General features: G+C 67.0%; 23 protein-coding genes. 10 read left to right on the top strand and 13 right to left on the bottom strand.

What is annotated here, in order from left to right; genetic code table 11:
- Positions 1-60 precede the first annotated feature (60 nt).
- Positions 61-1,089 (bottom strand): class II fructose-bisphosphate aldolase, encoded by a 1,029-nt coding sequence (fbaA, locus tag ACNPNP_RS05620; RefSeq protein WP_206476760.1) that lies wholly within the window; start codon positions 1,087-1,089, stop codon positions 61-63.
- Between the two features lie 187 nt (positions 1,090-1,276).
- Here fbaA and glpX point away from each other — a divergent pair, with 187 nt between their 5' ends.
- On the top strand, positions 1,277-2,263 hold the full coding sequence (glpX, locus tag ACNPNP_RS05615; protein WP_206476759.1) for a class II fructose-bisphosphatase: 987 nt from the start codon (positions 1,277-1,279) through the stop codon (positions 2,261-2,263).
- A 156-nt stretch (positions 2,264-2,419) separates the two neighbouring features.
- Positions 2,420-2,710, top strand: a complete 291-nt coding sequence (locus ACNPNP_RS05610; protein WP_206476758.1) for a hypothetical protein — start codon at positions 2,420-2,422, stop codon at positions 2,708-2,710.
- Here ACNPNP_RS05610 and ACNPNP_RS05605 read toward each other — a convergent pair.
- From ACNPNP_RS05605 to ACNPNP_RS05595, 3 genes are all read right to left on the bottom strand, one after another.
- A complete protein-coding gene (locus tag ACNPNP_RS05605) occupies positions 2,707-4,002 on the bottom strand; it encodes a DNA recombination protein RmuC (protein WP_448965069.1) in 1,296 nt (431 codons plus the stop codon). The genes ACNPNP_RS05610 and ACNPNP_RS05605 overlap by 4 nt on opposite strands.
- A 65-nt stretch (positions 4,003-4,067) precedes the next feature.
- Positions 4,068-4,475, bottom strand: a complete 408-nt coding sequence (locus ACNPNP_RS05600; protein ID WP_206476756.1) for an ankyrin repeat domain-containing protein — start codon at positions 4,473-4,475, stop codon at positions 4,068-4,070.
- A 38-nt stretch (positions 4,476-4,513) separates the two neighbouring features.
- Positions 4,514-5,107: a 3'-5' exonuclease gene (locus tag ACNPNP_RS05595; protein WP_206476755.1), complete on the bottom strand. Its 594-nt coding sequence runs from the start codon at positions 5,105-5,107 to the stop codon at positions 4,514-4,516.
- A 59-nt stretch (positions 5,108-5,166) separates the two neighbouring features.
- Between ACNPNP_RS05595 and ACNPNP_RS05590 the strand changes: the two genes are divergently transcribed.
- On the top strand, positions 5,167-5,907 hold the full coding sequence (locus ACNPNP_RS05590; RefSeq protein WP_448965068.1) for a class I SAM-dependent methyltransferase: 741 nt from the start codon (positions 5,167-5,169) through the stop codon (positions 5,905-5,907).
- Positions 5,908-5,941: 34 nt separating this feature from the next.
- Positions 5,942-7,033 (top strand): redox-regulated ATPase YchF, encoded by a 1,092-nt coding sequence (gene ychF, locus ACNPNP_RS05585; RefSeq protein ID WP_448965067.1) that lies wholly within the window; start codon positions 5,942-5,944, stop codon positions 7,031-7,033.
- A 508-nt stretch (positions 7,034-7,541) separates the two neighbouring features.
- Here ychF and ACNPNP_RS05580 read toward each other — a convergent pair.
- The 3 genes from ACNPNP_RS05580 to ACNPNP_RS05570 all read right to left on the bottom strand — a co-directional run bounded on the left by ACNPNP_RS05580 (position 7,542) and on the right by ACNPNP_RS05570 (position 10,274).
- Positions 7,542-8,312 carry a hypothetical protein gene (locus ACNPNP_RS05580; RefSeq protein WP_448965066.1) on the bottom strand — a complete coding sequence of 257 codons (771 nt, stop codon included), beginning with the start codon at positions 8,310-8,312 and terminating at the stop codon, positions 7,542-7,544.
- A 1-nt stretch (position 8,313) separates the two neighbouring features.
- Positions 8,314-8,856, bottom strand: a complete 543-nt coding sequence (locus ACNPNP_RS05575) for a hypothetical protein (RefSeq protein WP_448965065.1) — start codon at positions 8,854-8,856, stop codon at positions 8,314-8,316.
- A gap of 425 nt (positions 8,857-9,281) precedes the next feature.
- Positions 9,282-10,274 (bottom strand): Abi family protein, encoded by a 993-nt coding sequence (locus ACNPNP_RS05570; RefSeq protein ID WP_448965064.1) that lies wholly within the window; start codon positions 10,272-10,274, stop codon positions 9,282-9,284.
- Positions 10,275-10,866: 592 nt separating this feature from the next.
- Between ACNPNP_RS05570 and ACNPNP_RS05565 the strand changes: the two genes are divergently transcribed.
- Positions 10,867-11,220 carry a DUF1801 domain-containing protein gene (locus ACNPNP_RS05565; RefSeq protein WP_448965063.1) on the top strand — a complete coding sequence of 118 codons (354 nt, stop codon included), beginning with the start codon at positions 10,867-10,869 and terminating at the stop codon, positions 11,218-11,220.
- 25 nt (positions 11,221-11,245) lie between these two features.
- On the opposite strand, the gene ACNPNP_RS05560 is transcribed toward ACNPNP_RS05565, so the two are convergent.
- Positions 11,246-11,905: a hypothetical protein gene (locus tag ACNPNP_RS05560; RefSeq protein ID WP_448965062.1), complete on the bottom strand. Its 660-nt coding sequence runs from the start codon at positions 11,903-11,905 to the stop codon at positions 11,246-11,248.
- Between the two features lie 183 nt (positions 11,906-12,088).
- Between ACNPNP_RS05560 and ACNPNP_RS05555 the strand changes: the two genes are divergently transcribed.
- A complete protein-coding gene (locus ACNPNP_RS05555) occupies positions 12,089-13,138 on the top strand; it encodes a hypothetical protein (protein WP_448965061.1) in 1,050 nt (349 codons plus the stop codon).
- Positions 13,135-13,956, top strand: a complete 822-nt coding sequence (locus tag ACNPNP_RS05550) for a hypothetical protein (protein WP_448965060.1) — start codon at positions 13,135-13,137, stop codon at positions 13,954-13,956. The genes ACNPNP_RS05555 and ACNPNP_RS05550 overlap by 4 nt, the downstream gene beginning before the upstream one ends.
- A 10-nt stretch (positions 13,957-13,966) precedes the next feature.
- On the opposite strand, the gene ACNPNP_RS05545 is transcribed toward ACNPNP_RS05550, so the two are convergent.
- Together ACNPNP_RS05545 and ACNPNP_RS05540 are read right to left on the bottom strand one after the other, a co-directional pair.
- Positions 13,967-14,893: a hypothetical protein gene (locus ACNPNP_RS05545; RefSeq protein WP_448965059.1), complete on the bottom strand. Its 927-nt coding sequence runs from the start codon at positions 14,891-14,893 to the stop codon at positions 13,967-13,969.
- A gap of 223 nt (positions 14,894-15,116) precedes the next feature.
- Positions 15,117-15,551: a hypothetical protein gene (locus ACNPNP_RS05540; RefSeq protein ID WP_448965058.1), complete on the bottom strand. Its 435-nt coding sequence runs from the start codon at positions 15,549-15,551 to the stop codon at positions 15,117-15,119.
- A gap of 205 nt (positions 15,552-15,756) precedes the next feature.
- On the opposite strand from ACNPNP_RS05540, the gene ACNPNP_RS05535 reads away from it, so the two are divergent.
- Positions 15,757-16,338, top strand: a complete 582-nt coding sequence (locus ACNPNP_RS05535; RefSeq protein WP_448965057.1) for an alpha/beta fold hydrolase — start codon at positions 15,757-15,759, stop codon at positions 16,336-16,338.
- A 41-nt stretch (positions 16,339-16,379) separates the two neighbouring features.
- Entirely contained in the window at positions 16,380-16,946 is a 567-nt protein-coding gene (locus tag ACNPNP_RS05530; RefSeq protein ID WP_448965056.1) for a HEAT repeat domain-containing protein, read from the top strand.
- Between the two features lie 13 nt (positions 16,947-16,959).
- Here ACNPNP_RS05530 and arfB read toward each other — a convergent pair whose 3' ends face one another.
- Positions 16,960-17,403 carry an alternative ribosome rescue aminoacyl-tRNA hydrolase ArfB gene (gene arfB / locus ACNPNP_RS05525; protein ID WP_448965055.1) on the bottom strand — a complete coding sequence of 148 codons (444 nt, stop codon included), beginning with the start codon at positions 17,401-17,403 and terminating at the stop codon, positions 16,960-16,962.
- 59 nt (positions 17,404-17,462) lie between these two features.
- On the opposite strand from arfB, the gene ACNPNP_RS05520 reads away from it, so the two are divergent.
- Positions 17,463-19,127, top strand: coding sequence for an ABC-F family ATP-binding cassette domain-containing protein (locus tag ACNPNP_RS05520; RefSeq protein ID WP_448965054.1), 1,665 nt, complete (start codon positions 17,463-17,465; stop codon positions 19,125-19,127).
- Positions 19,128-19,131: 4 nt separating this feature from the next.
- Here ACNPNP_RS05520 and ACNPNP_RS05515 read toward each other — a convergent pair whose 3' ends face one another.
- Together ACNPNP_RS05515 and ACNPNP_RS05510 are read right to left on the bottom strand one after the other, a co-directional pair.
- Entirely contained in the window at positions 19,132-19,473 is a 342-nt protein-coding gene (locus ACNPNP_RS05515) for a LysR family transcriptional regulator (protein WP_448965053.1), read from the bottom strand.
- A gap of 73 nt (positions 19,474-19,546) precedes the next feature.
- Positions 19,547-20,113 carry a carboxymuconolactone decarboxylase family protein gene (locus tag ACNPNP_RS05510; RefSeq protein ID WP_448965052.1) on the bottom strand — a complete coding sequence of 189 codons (567 nt, stop codon included), beginning with the start codon at positions 20,111-20,113 and terminating at the stop codon, positions 19,547-19,549.
- Positions 20,114-20,207: the final 94 nt, after the last annotated feature.

Below are 20,207 nucleotides of genomic sequence, written 5' to 3'. Positions count from 1 at the left end.
GCCCGGGAACGAGAATGCCCCGACCCGAAACGGGGTCGAGGCATCCTCAGGATCTGCAGGTCAGCTCTTGGACTGGCCGTACGAGCCGAGCTGGCGGGTCGACCCGACCACGCGGGCGGCCATCGCCGACTCGGCGACCTTGCCCCAGGCGCGGGGGTCGTACAGCTTCTTGTTGCCGACCTCGCCGTCGACCTTCAGGACGCCGTCGTAGTTCTTGAACATGTAGTCGGCGATCGCACGCGTGTACGCGTACTGCGTGTCGGTGTCGATGTTCATCTTGATGACGCCGTTGGCGACCGCGAGGGCGATCTCCTCATCCGTCGAGCCGCTGCCGCCGTGGAAGACGAGGTCGAGCGGCTTGGCGCCGGTGCCGAACTTCGCCGCGATGCCTTCCTGGATCTCACCGAGCAGTTCAGGGCGCAGCTTCACGCCGCCCGGCTTGTAGACGCCGTGCACGTTGCCGAAGGTCAGAGCGGCGATGTAGCGTCCCTGCTCGCCGAGGCCCAGGGCCTCGACGGCCTGCGTGACATCGGCGATCGTCGTGTAGAGGGCCTCGTTCGAGCCCTCGTGCTGCACGCCGTCCTCTTCGCCGCCGACAACGCCGATCTCGACCTCGAGGATCGCGTTGATCGCCTTCATACGGGGGAGCAGGTCCTTCGCGATCTCGATGTTCTCGTCGAGCGGCACGGCCGAGCCGTCCCACATGTGCGACTGGAAGATCGGGTTGCGGCCGGCCTTCACCTCTTCCTCGGATGCCGCGATCAGCGGCTCGACGAAGCCCGCGAGGGCGTCCTTCGGGCAGTGGTCGGTGTGCAGGGCGACCGTGACGGGGTAGTTCTTCGCGACCTCCGTGGCGTAGCGTGCGAAGGCGAGAGCGCCGGTGGCGCGGGCCTTCACCGTGTGACCGGCGAAGTAGTCGGCACCGCCCGTGGTGACCTGGATGATGCCGTCGGATCCGGCCTCGGTCAGCCCCTGGAGGACGGAGTTGATGGTCTGTGAGCTGGAGACGTTGAACGCGGGATACGCGAAGCCACCGGCCTTCGCGCGGTCGAGCATTTCTGCGTACTGATCCGGAGTGGCGACGGGCATGAGAAACTCCTGCGATAGATGAAGCCGGGACAGCTTTCACTCTATCGGTGCAGGCGAGCGGATGCCGCGGGCCCGCGGGCCCGCATTGGCCCTGCTCTCTTCCTCATTGTTAAGAACTGCGATTCCTTCGCGTGAATTCGCGCGAAACACCCGCGATTCCACGCAGTCGCCTGGATAGGCTGACCACATGGTGAGTCTGACGGCCGATATGAGCCCCTTGCGTCCCGATCGAAACCTCGCACTCGAACTGGTGCGTGCGACCGAGGCCGCATCCATCCGGGCCGTGCCGTTCATCGGTCGTGGAGACAAAGAGGCAGCAGACGGTGCGGCGGTCGACGCCATGCGAGCGTTCCTCGGCACCGTGAACTTCCAGGGACGGGTCGTCATCGGCGAGGGCGAGAAGGACAACGCGCCGATGCTGTTCAACGGCGAGGAGGTCGGCGCTGGTCGCGGTCCCGAGTGCGACATCGCCGTCGATCCGATCGACGGCACCTCGCTCACCGCTGCAGGACGCCAGAACGCCCTCTCCGTGATCGCCGTCTCCGATCGGGGCACGATGCTCGACGCATCGAGCGTCTTCTACATGGACAAGCTCGTCACCGGACCCGCCGGCGTCGGCGTCGTCGACATCCGCCTGCCGATCGGGGAGAACATCCGATTGCTCGCCGGTGCGCTCGGCAAGCCCGTCGATGAGCTCGTCGTGTCCGTGCTTAATCGTCCGCGGCACGAGAAGCTCATCGAAGAGATCCGTGCGGCTGGCGCAGGGACGCGCCTGATGAGCGACGGCGACGTCGCCGGCGGCATCAACGCCGCGCGTCACGGTGCGCGCACCGACATGTGCGTCGGCGTCGGGGGAAGCCCTGAGGGAATCGTCACGGCGTGCGCGATCAAGGCGCTCGGCGGTCACATCCAGGGGCGGCTCTGGCCCAGGGACGACGACGAGCGTCAGCGCGGCATCGACGCCGGACTCGAGATGGACCGCGTCTACGAGGCCGACGACCTGGTCAAGGGCGACAACACCATCTTCGTCGCGACCGGCGTGACCGACGGCCAGCTGGTCGCCGGCGTGCGCCGCGAAGGAAACTACGTGTACACGGAATCGGTCGTGCTGCGCGGCGCGTCCGGGACGCTTCGTCGCATCGCCTCAGAGCACCTCGTCTCCAAGTGGCTCTAAGGCCAGACGCCTCGTTTCCGCATTTCGCGCCGCGCTGATCGTTACCCAGCCGGTATACCAGCACGGTGCTGCTACCGGTCTTACTCAGCCTTTGCTGGCACAATAGGGCCTGGGTTCGTCGCCGTCACAGTTCGTGACGGCATCCAGGAGGGTGAGATGACCACGGAGCAGACACGGGACGCGAAGTCACGGGCGACGGCTACGGTCACCACGAACACCGGCCGCATCCTTCGGATCACTCCCGAAGACGAGGCTGCGCGTGTCGCCGCTGCAGCGGCCGCGACAGTGGCGCCCCCGAACGTCGACCCTGCACGCCGCGCGGACGTGCTCTTCCGTGTGCGGCGGCCCGAGGGGCACGAACTCAGTTCGTGGTGGATGATCGGCGCGTTCGTCGTGAGCTCCGGCCTCGTGATCGCCCTGCTCAGCTGGGTGCCCGGTAACGCCTAACTCTCGTCCACACGGTGCCGCACGGCGTCGAGGTCGGCCTGGATCCCGTCCAGCTGCGTGTTCTCGAACAGCGCTGCACGCTCAGCAGGCTCGGCGTTGCCGACCAGCTCCGGCGCGGTGAATCGGCGCGGTGTGGTCGTGATCGGCTGCGGAGCCGCCTCCAGCGCCGACGCGTCGATCCCGGGGAACTGGCGGGCGGTGACCAGCACGCGGCTCTCCAGCGAGCCGGCGAAGCGGTTGTAGCTCTCCACCGTGCGCTCCAGCGCCCGTCTCATGTCATCGGCGTGCCCGGCGACGACGCCGAGGCGGTCGAACAGTTGCGTTCCGAGGTTGAGCAGTGTGCGCGCCTCGGTCGAGACCTCCTGCTGGGTCCAGGTGAACGCGACGGTCTTCAGCACGGCCCACAGGTTCACAGGAGAGGCGAGCGCGACGCGCTTGCTGAACGCGTAGTCGAGCAGCGTCGGGTCTTCATCGATCGCAGATGCGAGAAGCGACTCGCTGGGCAGGAAGCAGATCACGAACTCCGGGCTCGCATCGAGGCCCGACCAGTACGCCTTCTTCGCCAGCGCGTCGACGTGCGCACGGACGGCCTTGACGTGCTTCTGCATGAACTGGCGGCGCTGCCCTTCCTGCGCGTCACCGCCCGTCAGCGCACTCGCTTCGAGATACGCGTCGAGGGGCACCTTGGCATCGACGGCGATCGAGCTTCCTCCGGCGAGGCGGATGACCATGTCGGGGCGGCCCTGGCCGCGATCCGACGAGATCGTGGACTGCAGGTCGAAGTCGACGTGACGTGTGAGACCCGCCGCTTCGACCACACGGCGCAGTTGCGTCTCGCCCCACACTCCGCGGGTCGATGTCGAACGGAGCGCACCCGCGAGTGACTCGGTCGTCGCACGCAGCGCCTCATCGGACTCCTGCGCCCTGCGCAGCTGTTCCGTGAGGGTGCCGAACTGCGCATGCCGCTCCTGCTCGAGCGATGCGACCTTGCTCTGCATCTGCTGCAACGACTCGCGCACCGGAGCCAGCGCCGTCAGAACGGCGTTCTGCTGCTGCACGCGCTGCGCCTCCGCGCGCTGCTCGGTGCGGGAGTGCTCGACGGCATCGCGATACAGGTCGTACTGCCGGTCGCGATCGTCTCGGGCGGCGGCGAGCTCGGCCTGGGTTCGAGCGAGTTCGGTGGTGTCGCGAGTGTGCTCGGCGGCGTCACGCGCCGCACGTGCGAACCAGCCCACGACGAGGCCGATCGCGAGTGCGACTGCGGCGATGAGAGCGATCAGCGGAGCATCCATGGCTCCAGGGTGCACCCGGCCACCGACATCCTACGCACGCCGCTCCGCTCACGGCGCCGCTGGTGTCAGCGGCTCGCGTACTCGTCGAGGATCGCGCGCATCTCTGGCAGCGCGAACTGTTCGGTGATCGCGACGGCCGACAGAGGTCCGGCATCCGGATCGGCGCCCGCGTCGAGCAGCATGCGCAGCAGGGTCTCGTTCTTGCGGAACACCGCGCAGGAGATCGCGGTCTGCCCCGCGGCGTTCAGCGCGTTCAGGTCGGCGCCGCGACGCACGAGGTCTGCGACGGTGTGCTCCTGCTCGGCGTACGTCGCCACGATCAGCACGGTGTCGCCGCGCGGATTGCGCACGTCGATCGGCACACCGGCGTCGATCATCTCGCCGAGCGGGCCGGTCCGGCCCTGACGCGCGAGATCGAAAGTGCCCTCGATGACCTCGAGGCTGACGGGGGAGTCGCCGGTGGGATTCGTCATGCACTCATTGTGCCCTGGTGCGGCAGCGGCGCGCTGCGTCAGGCTACGGCGCGCTCCAGCACGCGCACGGGCGGTTCTGCGATGCGCAGGCTCAGGGCCAGGGCGAGCTCGTCGACGTCCGCGGCACCGGCGCGCGCGGCAGCGTCGATGACGATCTGGGCGCAGGCCCGAGCATCCGCCAACGCGTCGTGGTGGGAGAACTCGGCGAACCCTGCGGCAGCGGCGGCGACAGGCAGGCGGTACGAGTCGAGGTCGTAGATCTTGCGTGCGACCTGCAGGCTGCACAGTGAACGGTACGGCGGGCATTCGAGACCGGTGACCTCGGATGCCGTGCGCAGCACCTTCGTGTCGAAACCGGCATTGTGCGCGACGAGCACGTCGGCGCCGGCGAACGAGCACAGGCGGTCGAACTGCTCTTCCCAGGTCGCGGCCGTGCGCACCTGGTGAGGGTGGATGCCGTGGATCTTGATGTTCCAGTCCTGGAACTCGTCGTGCCCTGCCGGAGGACGGATGAGCCAGCTCGCGGTGGCGACGGCGCGGCCGTCGCGAACGCGGACGAGTCCGACGGAGCATGCCGAGGCGGGACTGGAATTCGCCGTCTCGAAGTCGATTGCGGTGAAGTCCAGGGGCACCTGACCACCTTCTCTCCGGGGTCATGCGCGATGCCGCAGACTCGCCGTAGGCTGGCGATATGAGCGATGCGCGGGCGACTTCCTTCGGTGCGGCGGCCGACCACTACGAGGCTGCGCGGCCGGAGTATCCGTTCGATGCGGTCGCCTGGATGCTCGAGAACCTGCCGCACGGATCGCGCCGGATCGCCGACATCGGCGCCGGCACGGGCAAGCTCACGCGAGTGCTCGTCGCGGCGCCGGATGCCGAGGTCGTCGCGATCGATCCTGACCCGGTGATGCTTGCGAAGCTGCGGGAGAGCGTTCCCGGCGTGCCGACCTTCACGGGCACTGCCGAGCACCTGCCGCTGCCGGATTCCGGTCTCGATGCCGTGGTGCTCGGCCAGGCGTGGCATTGGGTGGATCCGGTCGCGGCGTCCGCTGAGATCGGGCGCGTCGTGCGTGACGGCGGCACGCTGGGGCTGATCTGGAACACGCGCGATGGCCGTGTGGAGTGGGTGCGTCGACTGACCGCGGCGATGCACCCGAGTGTCGCCGAGGAACTCCTCGAGGACGAGGGGCCCGTGGTGGCGGCGCCGGTCGGCGAACTGGAGTCTCAGCGATGGGAATGGATCCGACGGATGACCCGCGCGCAATTGCACCGCATGGCGGCATCGCGCAGTTACGTCATCACGGCGTCGGAGGACGAGAAGAGGCTCATCAGGCGCGGAATGGACACGTTGTTCGATGAGATCGGCCTCGACGGATCGGGAACTATCGACGTGCCCTATGTGACGCGAGCATTCCGCGCCGTGCGCGGCTGAGCCGCGGCATCCGCGCCGGGTAGACTCGTATCCCGTGGCTCTAACTATCGGGATCGTGGGCTTGCCCAACGTCGGCAAGTCGACTCTTTTTAACGCACTCACCAAGAACGACGTGCTCGCGGCGAACTATCCGTTCGCGACGATCGAGCCGAACGTCGGTGTGGTGAACCTTCCCGATTCGCGTCTCGACGTGCTCGCGGAGATCTTCGGCAGTGAGCGCATCCTTCCCGCGGCGGTGTCGTTCGTCGACATCGCCGGTATCGTGCGCGGTGCGAGCGAGGGTGAAGGGCTGGGGAACCAGTTCCTCGCGAACATCCGGGAGGCGGATGCGATCGCGCAGGTCGTCCGCGGCTTCGCCGACGACGACGTCGTGCACGTCGACGGTGCGATCAACCCCAAGGGCGACCTCGAGACGATCAACGCCGAGCTGATGCTCGCCGATCTGCAGACCGTCGAGAAGGCGATTCCTCGCCTCGAGAAGGAAGTGCGCGGCAAGAAGGCCGATCCGTCGGTGCTCGAAGCGGCGAACGCCGCGAAGGATGCTCTGGAACGCGGCATCCTGCTTTCGGTGAGCGGCATCGACCTCGCTCCGATCAAGGAACTCGGCCTGCTCACCTCGAAGCCAGTGATCTTCGTCTTCAACGTCGACGAGGCCGTGCTGACGGATGCTGCGCGCAAGGCGGAGCTCGAAGCTCTGGTCGCGCCGGCCAAGGCCATCTTCCTCGACGCGAAGATCGAATCCGAGCTCATCGACCTGGATCCCGAGGATGCCGCCGAACTGCTCGCATCGACCGGGCAGGACGAGTCGGGGCTCGACCAGCTCGCCCGTGTCGGCTTCGACACTCTCGGACTTCAGACGTACCTGACTGCCGGACCGAAAGAGGCTCGCGCCTGGACGATCCCCAAGGGGTCGAAGGCCCCGCAGGCTGCGGGTGTCATCCACACCGACTTCGAGAAGGGCTTCATCAAGGCCGAGGTCATCTCGTTCGACGACCTCGTCGCGACCGGATCGGTCGCCGAGGCCCGCGCGAAGGGCAAGGCCCGCCTCGAGGGCAAGGACTACGTCATGCAGGACGGCGACGTCGTGGAGTTCCGTCACGGAGGAACATCTAGTTCGAAGAGGTGACCGGGGTCCAGTTTCGACCCTAGGAGCGATCGACGGCTTGCGCCACTCGCACGACCGCCGCGACGTCCGCGAAGGCGGCCGCGCCGAAGCGAGCCGCAAGCCCGCACCCGGACCGTCCTGGGGACGTTCGATACCGCCAAGGCCGAGGGACACAAGTCCGCGAGGGTGCGTGCGGCCAGCGCCTGCCCGTCTGGAATTTCCCATCGGTCACGGGCACCACGCGCCGCGTGGAAGAGTGCCGGTCGTGCAGCGACGCGCGTGCGGCAGCGCTGACGGCACTGTGGGACAACGAGACCGGCGTCTGGATTGGCGTGGACTGACAGGCCACCGACGACCTGTCGGGTGACGAGGCACGCACCCTCGCGGGCGCTCTGCACCAGATGGCAGACCTGCGGACCGCAGTAGGCGCGAGAAACGCCAGCATCGCTCCGCTCGCCGATTGGCGTGCGGGGCTCGGTGGTTCATACCCCGACTGTCAAGATGACGCTGCTCGCGCTAACAGCGGACCCTACGCAGGTTTCAAGAGGCCTGACTGCGCAACGTGCTGCTCGCCCACGAGCGTGAGGTGCACCCGATCGTCCCTGTCCACGTGCACTAAATGCTTCGACTCAAGCGTCGCCAGAGTGCGCCTCAGGTTCTGCTGCGACGCCTTCGGCATCCAGTCCCGCAAGGTCAGGAACGGCACCGGCACGGGCGACCAGTAGGACAGGAGCAGCGCGCGATCCGAGGCAGCCACTTTCTTGAGGATGACCGGGAATCCGTTGATCTCCTGGATTACTGGGATGTCCCGCTCCACGAGGGCGTTGATGACGGCGTGTGCCTCGTCCGGGTCCGAGGCACACAGGAGCCGAACGAACTCGGCCAGCACCCATGAAGCCGTGGCAACCACCAGGCTTGAGTCCTGCACGTTGGGATCGATGCCGTCCGCCAGGTGAGCCGCGTCGCGCTTGTTCCTTATGTCGTAAATGACCGCCAAGGACTTGGGGATATGCAGGCGCACGCTGTCACTGGCGTGCCCTGAGGAGGCCAGCGTCCCGAGAAGCGTAGGGACTTTGGGGAGCGTTGTCCCGATCGGCGTGTGCTGGGCGGTCGTCAACCACTGGAGGACACGAAACGCCGCTTCCGAGAAGCGTCCCCCTTCCACGACGTTCGGGCGCAGGTCGTGGATAGCGAAGCGACGCTTCATCTCTTTGAACGCGTCGAACAACTCCTTGGCGACTGGCGCGGGCACCCCTGCTGCGGAGAATTCGGACTCGAGGTCCGCGACGGTGAGCGCCAAGCTACTCCGCCTTGGTCTCGCCGGTCAGCGCGCCAATCGTGGCGACGAAGGAATCTACACCTGCCGCACGAACCTTGAAGACCTTCGACCGGTCCCCCGTCTGTAGGAGTCCTGGGATGCCCTTCACGTTACCCGCGAAGTTCCGGTCGAAAATCCCGAGGCGCTGGCACTCCTCGCGCACCGCCGAATCCTGCACTTCGGCCTCTCCGAGGCCGAAGTGTCGTGCGACAACGATCAGGGTGGCGACTGTGATCTGACCCTGCTTCAAGGACGATCCGAGCGCTCGCCGCGTCACGTTGAGGCGTGGCGCGCCGTCCTTGAGGAAGATCAGGCTCTCGAGGGTATCGAGGGGGACATCAGTCTCGCGAGCGATCGCGGCGAAGAACTCTTCCTCGTCAACTGGCGCGTTTGTGCCGGCGGGGGGGCCGCCGCCCCCGGCCGCCTGTGGCTTCATCGAGGCCTTCTTCGTAGGTCCGCCCTTGGGTGTTACGCCGGAGTCACCGTTGCCCGAGCGGCTCGATGCTGCCGTGTCTCCGACGCGCATGCGAAGCGCCTCCACAAGCGCGACGCCCTGAACGTGCTCCGGGAGGCCCGCTGCCTCGACATCTGCCCATGCTTGCGCCAGTTGCTTGCTTACGTCCATGCCTGATCTCCCATCTCGGTAGGTAGAGACTACTGCGCGATCCCCACTCCTGCGCGCGACATCGGAACTTGTCGGGTGAGTGGCCAGGGTAAGCGCGAAGAAAAGCGTGACGACACCCGCCCCGAGCGTCGTTGCCGGCCTCGGGGCGCGGTCCGAATCAGCGGCTGGTTCGGCCTACGCTGGCCGCGGAGCAGGCTGAACTCGTGCTTCGAGTCGTTGACCATCTCCTTGGTCGAGACCGAGACCCCCGCATCCCCGCAGGGTTCCCAGTCTCGGAAGGTCTGTCTCGGTAGTTGAGTCTCAGGAATGAGTTCTGAGACCGAGAGTCATCGCCGCCAGAGCTCCAGCGACTCCCAGCTCTCGGGGACGCCGATGGATGCGACCGACAGGGAGTGCGACGCCGGGAACTCCCGTAGAAGCCCGGCCAGTCTCCGGTGCCAGTCCGTTCCCGCTTCGATCGAGGGGAGGAGGTGGGCGATCACGGCCAACGCGTTGTACGTGCCGAAGACGCCCTTCGCGGTCTGCTCGTCGCGGAGGTGGTCGAGTACCGACACCTGCCCCGTCTTGGGCCGCGCGGGCGCGTGCTGGAGCTTCCGATTGAACAGCCGTGCGTGGTGCGCTGCGACGTTCCGCACGTAGTTGAGGCTAGCCAGCCAGCTGACCACGATCTTCTTCGTCGGCACCCCGAAGGCGACGGCGATCTCCTCGGCTTCCTGCTGGCGCAGGCCCCTGTAGAGGACGGAGAGCTGGCCGAGCTCGAGTAGCTCGGTGAGCGCCCAGACCGGCATGCGGTCGTCGTACTTCTCCCGAAAGTGGGCGACGAACTGCTCATCGGACTTGGCGCGCCGCTCGCCGGCGCGCTCCAGCCATCTGGCGTGCGAGCTGGGGACCGGCTTCCCGCTGTCGGGGTCGGTGCCCGGTTCGGTGAACGCCTTCGTGAAGCACGCGGGATCCTCGTGGGCGAAGGCCGAAGACCGTCCGAGGACATAGCCCAGCTGCATCCGCACGGCGACCTCGACGCGCTCGACTCCGTCCATGACGAGCATGCGCAGCCGCCGGTCGAAGTCGATGACTTCTTCGGCGTGGCGCAGCGTCGTCCCCGTCCTGTAGCCGCCCAGGACGCGGGTGCGCTCACGGTCCTCGTCGTCGATGTACGTCTCCGACTCGCGGAAGGGATAGAGGTAGCCGGTGAGCCGGTAGTAGCCCACCGCTTTGAGGACCGCTGCAGCGTGGTCGCGGTCGCCGACATCGACGCCGCGGCTCGCAAACCGCTCGACCTGCTGCTCCAGGGAGAGCCAGGGCTTCGTGTACTCGACCATGAAGATCCTCGCGAAAAGAAAATCAGCCCGCGCCTTGCGGCAACGGGCTGATCGTGATGACTCGATGCTAGCACGGGGATCCGACGGCCACTGCCGAACAGGCTCGAGCCGTGCGGACAGAGGGAGTAGGGCCTGCGCGGGCCAGGCGGCTGCAACCCTGACCGGTCGCGTTCCGCTTCAACATGACGCAGAACCACTCCTGACCTGCAGTTATGTGTCGGGGGCGAGTCGCAGATCAACTCCTGCGTCTATATTCGGCACGACTCGGCACGTCGTGGAGTTCAGGTTCAACGTCTAGAGCGTGGAGCCAAGCCACGCGGGGCGTGCGGTGAACCGACGATCCTTTGGCATCGAGGGTGATACCTCGTCTCTGGGCGGGGCGGCATTTCAGCCTGTTGCACGTCGAAATCCGTCTGAGTATCGGTTAGCCTGGTCGCGGTGGTACGCCACCGACTGCGCTTCCACGTGGCGACCCACGTGAATCATCGCGGAGAGGCCTGAGAAGCTCAGGACATGTCCGGATGGAGTGCGGCGCACAGATGCGCCGACTTCATTGCGCCGATGCTTTGCACCGGCTACGAGAGGACAAGACATGTCATCGAAGGACGAGAAGAACCTGGCCCAGGTGCTCGACAAGATCTCGAAGATGGACGAGCCGAGGCGTTCTGTCATGCAGCGCGTGCATGACGTGATCGTGGCTGCGGCACCCGACCTCAAACCGCGGATCTGGTACGGGATGCCCGCCTACGCGAAGTCTGCGAGCACTCCCGCACTCGTGACACTGCGCAACGACGAACGGTTGAATCTCGCGCTCACCGAGAAGGTGGATTTCCGAGCTGCAGGCGGCGCGGAAGCGAACCTGATGCCAGCCGCGTGGTACTTCGAGACCGTGGATGAGAGCACGGAGAAGCGCATCGCCGAGATCGTCCAGTCAGTGCTCGACTGAGCACGTCCGTTCCTGCGGGTTCCTGTCATCGTCGATCGCCCGGGCGCTTGTTCCCCCAGCCGTCGAAGCGCACGTCGTAGAGATCGTCGGGGTCGAGCGTGTTGTGGCGGAAACGGATCCGGCGACCTGTCCAGCGCTCCGGTGGGGGCCATCCGTCGTCCTCGCCCCAGTAGAGTCTCCGGTGCAGAACCGCCGGGCCGGGAAGCTCAGCGGTGATCAGGAACTCGTAGGTGGTCTGGTCGTCGCCGCCGCCGGGGTGGGTGATGACCTCGGTCAGCCGGCCTTCGGATGCTTGGCCATCGGCGTAGAGTGCGGTCATTCTGCGTTCCTTCGCACGCGAGCCGAGGATCGAGCCGATGATCATGAGTACGGTGGCGACTCCGAGCAGTCCGAAGAGCGTCCACATCCACGACGGAGCGCGGTCGTCGAACGCGCCCCAGATCGCGGTGGCGAGCGCGAGAACAGGCGCTGCGAACGCGGCCGCGACTGCGCCCATCATCACCCAGAAGCTGAACGTCTCCCACCTCGACCAGCGGCGGATCTCGGCTCTGGTCGCGGCAGTGCGCGCCCGGCTCTCCCATTCCGCGCGTTGCCGTGCGGCGACCGATCTTGCGCGCCGGCCGGGGTGCACAGGCTGTGCACTGCCGTGATTCCGCCACCATCCCTCGCTCTGCGGCCCGGTCACATCTCTCCCTGCTGAGGGGGGCCAGCGCCAGCGCCCCTCGGCTTCCACAGTGCCCCATGAGCGTGCTCCCGATCACAGGAAAGGAGGTTCTGCCGGGCGCCGGCGCCTGTGATCGGGAGGAGCGGAGCACGCTGCATCATGAGAGCGCACAAGGGCGTGACACGCCAGACGAAGGAGGAGACGATGCATCCCCTGAATTCGGTGTGCTGCACATCCGCCCAGGAACCGCCATGGTGGATGTGGCTCCTCGTAGGGGTGACCGCGCTCGTGGTGATGGCCTCGATCATCGGATGGGCGATGGCCGTTCTCCATGACAGGAGCGCCGCCGCTTTCTGGGTCAGGAATGCCGTTGCGAACGCGGGCGCATCGACCGATGGGAGCTACCCGTCGGCCTGGCAGAACGCGCTGGCGGTGCGTTTCCGCCGAGTCGGCGGTCGGAGCGACCCGCCGCGACCGGAGTCGGTGGAGGAGGTCGCACTATGGGAGGGCATCGGATCCCGGCGCGTCGATCTCATCTACGTTCCGGCGTTCAAGCTGCTGTTGCCGCTCGTCGCCCTCGGCTACCTCATCCGGGGCACGCTCACCAATCCCGGCGAGGGCTGGACGGGAAGTCTCTTCCAGGACGACTCCGGTGATCTCTGGGCGTTCTGGGAGGCGTGGATCGGCGTCGGGATCTGGCTGCTCACCACTGCCGGTGCCCTCGCCCTGCGGCTGAGCGCCTATCCAGACCTTCGCGTCGAGGATCAGTGGATCTTCGAACACGGCGTCGCGCACTCACTCCACCGCACCTCCGTCGATTACGACGACAGCGAGGTCGGGCCGCGGCCGACGTACATCGCCCTCGATCATCGTCTCGACAACCGGACGGCGGCGCAGATCTACGAGGCGTTCGAGATCTGGTTGCGTGCCGGGCACATGCCGCCGTCCGGCTCGGAGCCGATTTCGTCGACGACTCTGTTCGGCGCACAGGCCGAGGGCGGCTACTTCTTCCTCCATGTTCCCTTCAACGAATTTCCTGACGGGAGCGCGCAACATCGATGGATGCTAATCACCAAGCCACGCGACGGTGAGGAGAGCGTGATCGTGACAACGATTCCTGCCCGGACGGATTTTCAGAAGGTACGCGACAGGGCACGTCATATGCGCGAGAAAGCCCGGCTGAGAGCCGCGCGACGAGCCCGGCGTGATCCGAACCTCTCGACATCGATCGAACTGGTGAAGTGGGAACCATGAACAAGAAGATCAGGATCACGATGCGCAGGCGCGCCGTCGTCGTTCGGGAGGATGAGAAGGGGCCGTTCTGGCTCGCGCACATCGTCCCCATCGCGTGTGTCGGCATCGCCGTGCTGATCGCGGGCATCGTGCTGCTCTCGTTCACGGATCGGGGGCGTGCCACCATGATGTGGATCGGGCTCGGTCTCGGCATCATCCTCACCGTGTACCTTCTCATCGTCCCCGCTCGCGGCATCAGGCAGGGCGCGCCCGTAGTCAGCTGGGCGGGCGGAGTGCTCGCCGCGTTCGGATGCGGCGGCATCGCCATCTCGCTGCTGGCAGGGATCCCCTTCGTCGCCTGGGCGGGATTGGGCGATGATCTGGACGGAGGTGCTTTCATACCAGGCGTGGGGTCGACGGTCTTCACCGCGGTCATGGGCATTGGAATGTGGATGCTGACGAGGGGGCCGCTGCCTGCGCTCGACCGGACGGCGCGCTCCGCGCGAGTGATGTTCAATACCGACGACGCGGACGGAGCGCAGAGCATCACCGTGCAATACTGCGGCGCCGACGGTGAGGAGCACGAAGCGGAACTCGCCGACCTGATCGACGACTCCTGGCGGGATCGCTTCGCCCCGGGGACGACGTGGAAGATCTACGCCTTCCAAGACCCGGATCTCGCGGATGCCGTGGTTCTCCTCACCGAAGAGCATGAGGAAGTGTGGCGTGACGGCTACAAACTCAACGGGGTACGGCTGGGCGGAGAGAGCGGGGCCGTGAAACCGGGGCCGGGGTCTCCGTTCCTGCGCGAGGGCGGGAAGTGGAGCTTCGAAGCATGACCTGACCCGGTCATACTCTCGCCTTCCTCGCGGCCCTCCTGCGCAGCTTCACCCGGATCTTGCGCAGTTGCTTCGTCGCCGGCACCGGTGTCACGATGATGTCGCCTTCGTCGTCGCGCGGCTCGGTGATCAGCAACCACCGGTGTTCCGCGGTGACGCCGGACGTCTGCGACACCGGGAGATGGAGGAAGAAGTAACCGCCCTTCGCCTGCGCGCCGAACAGCGTCGTCGAGGAGATCGGGTCCGATCCCGATGGTGGCAGCCCTGTCGACGACAGCCACTGCTCGAATGCCTCATGGATCCTCGCCGCTTGCTGATCATCGAGCCGGCGGTCGAGAGCGATGTACGTCGGCCAGCTGGCCTCACCATCGTCGTAATCGACGGACGTTCGGTGGATCGAGTGCGCGACGCCGTGTTCATAGATCCGCTGGTTCTCGAGCCGGAGGTCCGCGTAGACGCTCAACCGCAGGGCAAGGACGCCGACGGCGATGAGCAGCCAGATCGCGACGACGACCCAGACCTGCCAGAAATTCCACGGTTGACCGGTGCTTTCGTCGTCGAAGATGTTCCCCGTCCAGCCGTCGCCCGGATCGGTGATCGAACCCCAGATCAGGAAGCCGAGGGCGGCGACGGGGAGCACCACCCAGAACACCGGGGCGGACACGAGCACGGTGCGGCGAAAGTCTTCGCTAGCGGCCCACACCGAGACTTCCTCGACCGATTCCGGTCGTGGCACATCGACGGGACGCGCCAGCTCAGGGGTGCGACCTTCCATGGCGCGCGCCCAGACCTCCGGGTAGGTCGGCGAGCCTGGCCCGGCAGTCGCCTGCGCAGGCGTGTCGGCCTGGCGGAAGCCGCCGCGCCTCCACACCCAGATGATCCGGACGATGAGTCCGAGCACGAGGGCGACGGGGAAGAGCCAGGCCCACCAGGGCATATCGTCGCTGCTCGGATACACGTCGGCCACCTTTCGGTTCGTCTCGGAAGCGCCACGGTGCAGAACCGGTCACTTCCTCCACGATGGACCAGGAGCGGCGCTCCCGATCACAGGTGAGGGCTGAGCGTGCCATCACGGCGTCGGGTGAAGCCGTCGCGCGCGAAGACCGCCGTCGGAACTCTGCCGCTCCGGGTCCCCGTCGGCGCAACCTTCGCGAACGCCCTCAGCCGGCGGCCCTGCGGATGTGCTCGGCGATCGTCTTCTCCGTCTCCGGAGTCAGTTTCAGCAGCGCGAACGACGTCACCCACATGTCGCCGTCGTCGAGTTGCGCCGATTCCTCGAAGCCGAGCGTCGCGTAGCGGGTGGTGAATTTGGATGCCGCCTTGAAGAAGACGACGATCTTCCCATCCGCGTCGGCGTACGACGGGAAGCCGTACCAGGTCTTCGGCACCAGCTGAGGAGCGACCTCGCCGACGATGCGGTCGATGCCCTCCGCCAGTGCACGGTCCTCGTCCGGCAGTGCGGCGATCGCCTCGCGTACGGCTTTCTCACCCGCCGCACGGGTCTTGCCGGCCTTCTCCTCGGCGCGCAGTTCGGCGGCGCGCTGCTTGACCGCGTCGCGCTCTTCCTTGGACAGTCCCGCAGTCTTCTCAGCCATGACGGCCCCTTCTCTCGTTCTGGTGCGACGTGCACCTGTGACCAAACTAGGACGAGGCGGCGTCCGCCGCTTCTCGATTCCTGATCGATCATGAGCGGGCGACAGCGACCGGGACAGGTCGGCGCGAGCTGCGGACAGTATCGTGGATGTCTGTGACGAATGCGGCCCCAGCCGGCCGCCACCAGCATCAGAGGGAAGACGACACATGACGCAGCAGAGCATTCTTGACGCGGACGGCCGCGCGGTTCCGTACATCGAGGAGGGTGAAGGCCCGGTTCCCCTGGTGCTGATCTCTGGCCGTGCCCTCAGCGGAGACGGACTCGGAGTCGTCGCGCACTATCTCGCCGAAGAGGCCGGCTTCCATGTCGTTCGCGTCGGCCCACGTACGGAATCAGGCGGTCAGGATCGTGCGGCGACCCTGCAGGAGCGCGTCGAAGACGCCCTCGCAGTGATCGATCACCTCGGACTCGATCACACCTGGATCGGCGGTCACGCCTTCGGCGGTACCGCTGCACGCATCTTCGCCGCGGAGCACACCGACCGTGTCAACGGCCTGCTGCTGCTCGGCGTCGAGGACGATGAGATTCCGCTCGCCCCCGCGATCCCGGTGCTCATCGTGCAGGCCACCGAAGACCAGGTCACGCCCGCAGCAGCGGCAGAGGCACTGCAGTCCACCGCGCCGGAGCGGGCGAGCATCAAGATCGTCGACGGCGCCGATCACCTGTTCCCGGCCACGCATCCGATCGAGACCGCCGTGATCATCGAGGAGTACCTCGACTGGGACTAGGGATCGTCTCGCCGCGCTCCGAGAGAACCTATGGTTGAAGTGTGTCCCGAAACTCACCCGCATCCCCGGCTCCTGTTCCCGTCGACCTTCCTCTTGAGCGTCGTCTGGCGGTAGCCGTCGAGCGCTACGGCGAGCAGGCGGTCGTCTCGCGCTCCCTCTCCCTGCTCGCCGGGAACAACGAGGGCGCCGACTTCCTGCTGTTCGTCGGCGGCGAGCATGCACGTGGCATCATCGACGGCGCGCCTGTTCTGTACTGGCCGGAGCTCTGGGGTGCGCGTGCGCTGCTGCATGTCTGGGATCAGTCCGTCGTGGATGAATCCGCGATCGCGCTCCTCGTCAGCACGCTGGCCAATCCCGCGTGGCGGGTACGCGAGATGGGAGCCAGGCTCGCCGCCGCGCGCGATCTCGACGCCGCATCCGCGCTTGCCGACCTGCTCGGCGACGAGGTGCCTCGCGTGCGTGCTGCCGCGGCCAGGGCGCTGAGCGCCATCGGCACCGCTGCGGACATCGACCGCGTCCGGGCCCTGCTCAAGGATCCCGAGGTCGAAGTCCGTCGCGCGGCGCAGCAGAGCCTCGACACGCTGCGGTCGCGGACTCGGAAGGACTGAGGACGATCCGTCGCTAGTCCTGACCGTTGGGTCGCCGGCGGCTCGATTTGGTCTGCGACCGCCGGCTCTTCTCGTCCAACCGACGCCGCTGCGAACCCCTGGTGGGCTTGGTCGAGCGGCGTATGCTGCGCGGAGCGATCGCGTCGCGGATGAGCATGGCGAGCCGCTCACGCGCGGCGATGCGGTTCTGCCGTTGAGCGCGGTGCTCGCTGGCGCTGATCGTGAGCACGGATCGGACCAGCCGCGAAGAGAGCCGTTCGACGACGCGCGCACGTTGCGTCTCGTTCAACGCGGTCGTCGTACCGAGATCGAGGCTGAGCTGGACGCGCGAATCGGCGGTGTTCACCCCCTGGCCGCCAGGCCCCGAGGAGCGAGAGAACTGCTCGAGCAGTTCGCTCGCAGGAATCACGAGTCCATGCGGCGCGCCCGGCCCGGGAAGCACACGCAGATCATCCACTCGACCATTGTCGCGCAGCGCGATGAACGATGTGATGCCGTCGATGGGAGAATCGTCTGATGACCGCAACTCTCGTGGCCCGAGGCGTCGCCGGGGGCTACGGCCACCGCACGCTGTTCGACGACCTCGACCTCACCGTCGCGCCCGGCGACGTCATCGGCGTCGTCGGCGCCAACGGCGCCGGCAAGTCCACGCTGCTGCGGCTTCTCGCCGGGATCGACGAACCGCAGGCGGGCTCGATCACCCTGGCGCCCTCCGATGCGTTCGTCGGGTGGCTCCCGCAGGAGCACGAGCGCGTCATAGGGGAGACCGTGATCGACTACATCGGCCGCCGCACCGGCTGCGCCGCCGCGACAAGGGAGATGGATGCTGCGGCAGCGGCGCTCGGCGACCCTTCGCTCGCTGCGGACGGCGCCGACCCGGCGGATGTGTACTCCGCGGCACTCGAACGCTGGCTCGCGAGCGGCGCCGCCGACCTCGAGGAGCGCACCCCGGCGGTGCTCGCCGACCTCGGCCTCGTCTTCGAAGGCGCGCGCGCCGAGGATGCGCTGATGACTTCGCTCTCCGGCGGTCAAGCCGCACGCGTCGGGCTGGCCGCGCTCCTGCTCTCGCGATTCGACATCGCACTGCTGGACGAACCGACGAACGATCTCGATCTCGACGGGCTGGAGCGACTGGAGGCCTTCGTCCGCGGTCTCCGCGGCGGCGTCGTGCTCGTCAGCCACGACCGCGAGTTCCTCGCACGCAGCGTGACGCGCGTGCTGGAGCTCGACCTCGCACAGCACTCGAACCGCGTCTACGGCGGTGGCTACGACGCCTATCTCGAGGAGCGCGCCACGATCCGCCGCCATGCGCGCGAGAAGTACGACGAGTTCGCTGACAAGAAGGCCGACCTCGTCTCGCGGGCGAGAGTGCAGCGGGAGTGGTCGAGCCAGGGCGTGCGCAACGCGATGAAGAAGTCGCCCGACAACGACAAGATCAGGCGCAAGGCGTCTGTCGAATCGAGCGAGAAGCAGGCGCAGAAGGTGCGCCAGATGGAGAGCCGGATCGCGCAGCTCGACGAGGTCGAGGAGCCGCGCAAGGAATGGCAGCTCGAGTTCACGATCGGCTCTGCGCCGCGCTCCAGCTCGGTGGTCTCGACGCTCAGCAACGCCGTGCTCCGGCAGGGAGCCTTCACCCTGGGCCCCGTCTCGCTGCAGGTGAATGCGGGGGAGCGCATCGGCATCACCGGGCCCAATGGCGCGGGAAAATCGACTCTGCTTCGCGCGCTGCTCGGTCAGCAGCATCCGGACGAGGGCACGGCGAGCCTCGGCGCCAGCATCCGGATCGGAGAGATCGACCAGGCGCGCTCGCTGCTGACCGGCGACCGGCCGCTCGCCGAGGCCTTCGAAGCGCTGGTCCCGGAGCTGGCCTCAGGAGAGGTGCGCACGCTGCTGGCCAAATTCGGTCTCAGGGCCGACCATGTGGGGCGCCCCGTCGACGAGCTGTCGCCGGGGGAGCGCACGCGGGCGGCGCTGGCGCTGCTGCAGGCGCGCGGCATCAATCTGCTGGTGCTGGATGAGCCGACGAACCACCTCGACCTGCCCGCCATCGAGCAGCTGGAACAGGCACTGGATTCCTATCGAGGAACGCTGCTGCTGGTCACCCACGACCGGCGGATGCTCGACACCGTGCAGACCGATCGGCGCTGGCGTGTCGAGGCCGGCCAGGTCGTGGAGCTGTGAGCTCTCAGCGCCCCTGACGCTTCTTGTACGGCTTCGGCTGACCCTTCACGACGGGCGCGCGACCCTTACCCTTCGACGCCTTCGCCTTGCCGCCGGCCTTCACCGGCTTCTTCTCCTCGGGTGGTGCCGCGGCGACTTCGCGCTGCGCCTCTGGCAGCAGGAGCAGACCAACGGATGTCAGCCTGGTCTCGCCCTCGCGGGCGACGAGGGGCTGGCCGACCTCCTCCTCGAGCTTGTCGATCGACGAGTACAGCGAAGCCAAGGGGATGCCGAGTTTCTGAGCAGCACGCGGGAAGTGCAGCTCCTCGGCGACGGCGACGAAACGTCGGAGCAACGTGATGTTCACTGGGGGCCTTCCTGTCCGCGTCGATCGCGGCCGCTACTCAGCGTACGCGCCGTCCGCGATCGCGCGGACAGGCTCAGCGGGTCGTCAGCGCTGCGGCGGTCACGGGGTCGAGACCGGGCATGACGTCGACGGGGACGTCGAGGGCGAGCAGAGCACGGCTGAAGAAGTTGCGGGCGGCGGCGGCCAACGTGATGTCGACGATCTGACGGTCCGAGAACCCGACGTCGCGCAGGGCCTGAGCATCAGCATCCGTCATCGCGGAAGCATTCGTCGACAGCTGCTCCGCATATCGGATCACCGCCTGCTCCGCGGCGCTGAAACCGGAATCGTCACGGCCGGCGAACGCGCGCAGCCCTGCGTCATCGAGGATCCCCGCGCGCATCGCTCTGCGCCCGTGTGCGAGGAGGCAGTGCGACGAGCCGATGGCGCGAGCCGCGCCGAGTGTCGCGGCCTCATAGACCTCGATGCCGATCGACGGAACGACCGCCTTGATCAGACGTTCGAAGGCCTCGTGCGCCGCGGGGTTGATCGCCATGACCTGGGTGTGGGCGAACACGAAGCCGTCGTCCTGGGTGTCGCTGTCATACATCGACGCCGCGTGCCCTGTGACCTCCTCGGCAGACGGTGGAGTGATGATCATGATGCGTTCCTCTCCATTCGGCCGTGTCGGTCGGATGGACGCACGCTACTCCCTTGTCGTCGAACAGAGAAGGGCGCACGCATCGGGGGTGGGA

The organism is Microbacterium xerophyticum (assembly GCF_053543555.1).
This window is presented reverse-complemented; position numbering and strand designations above follow the sequence as displayed.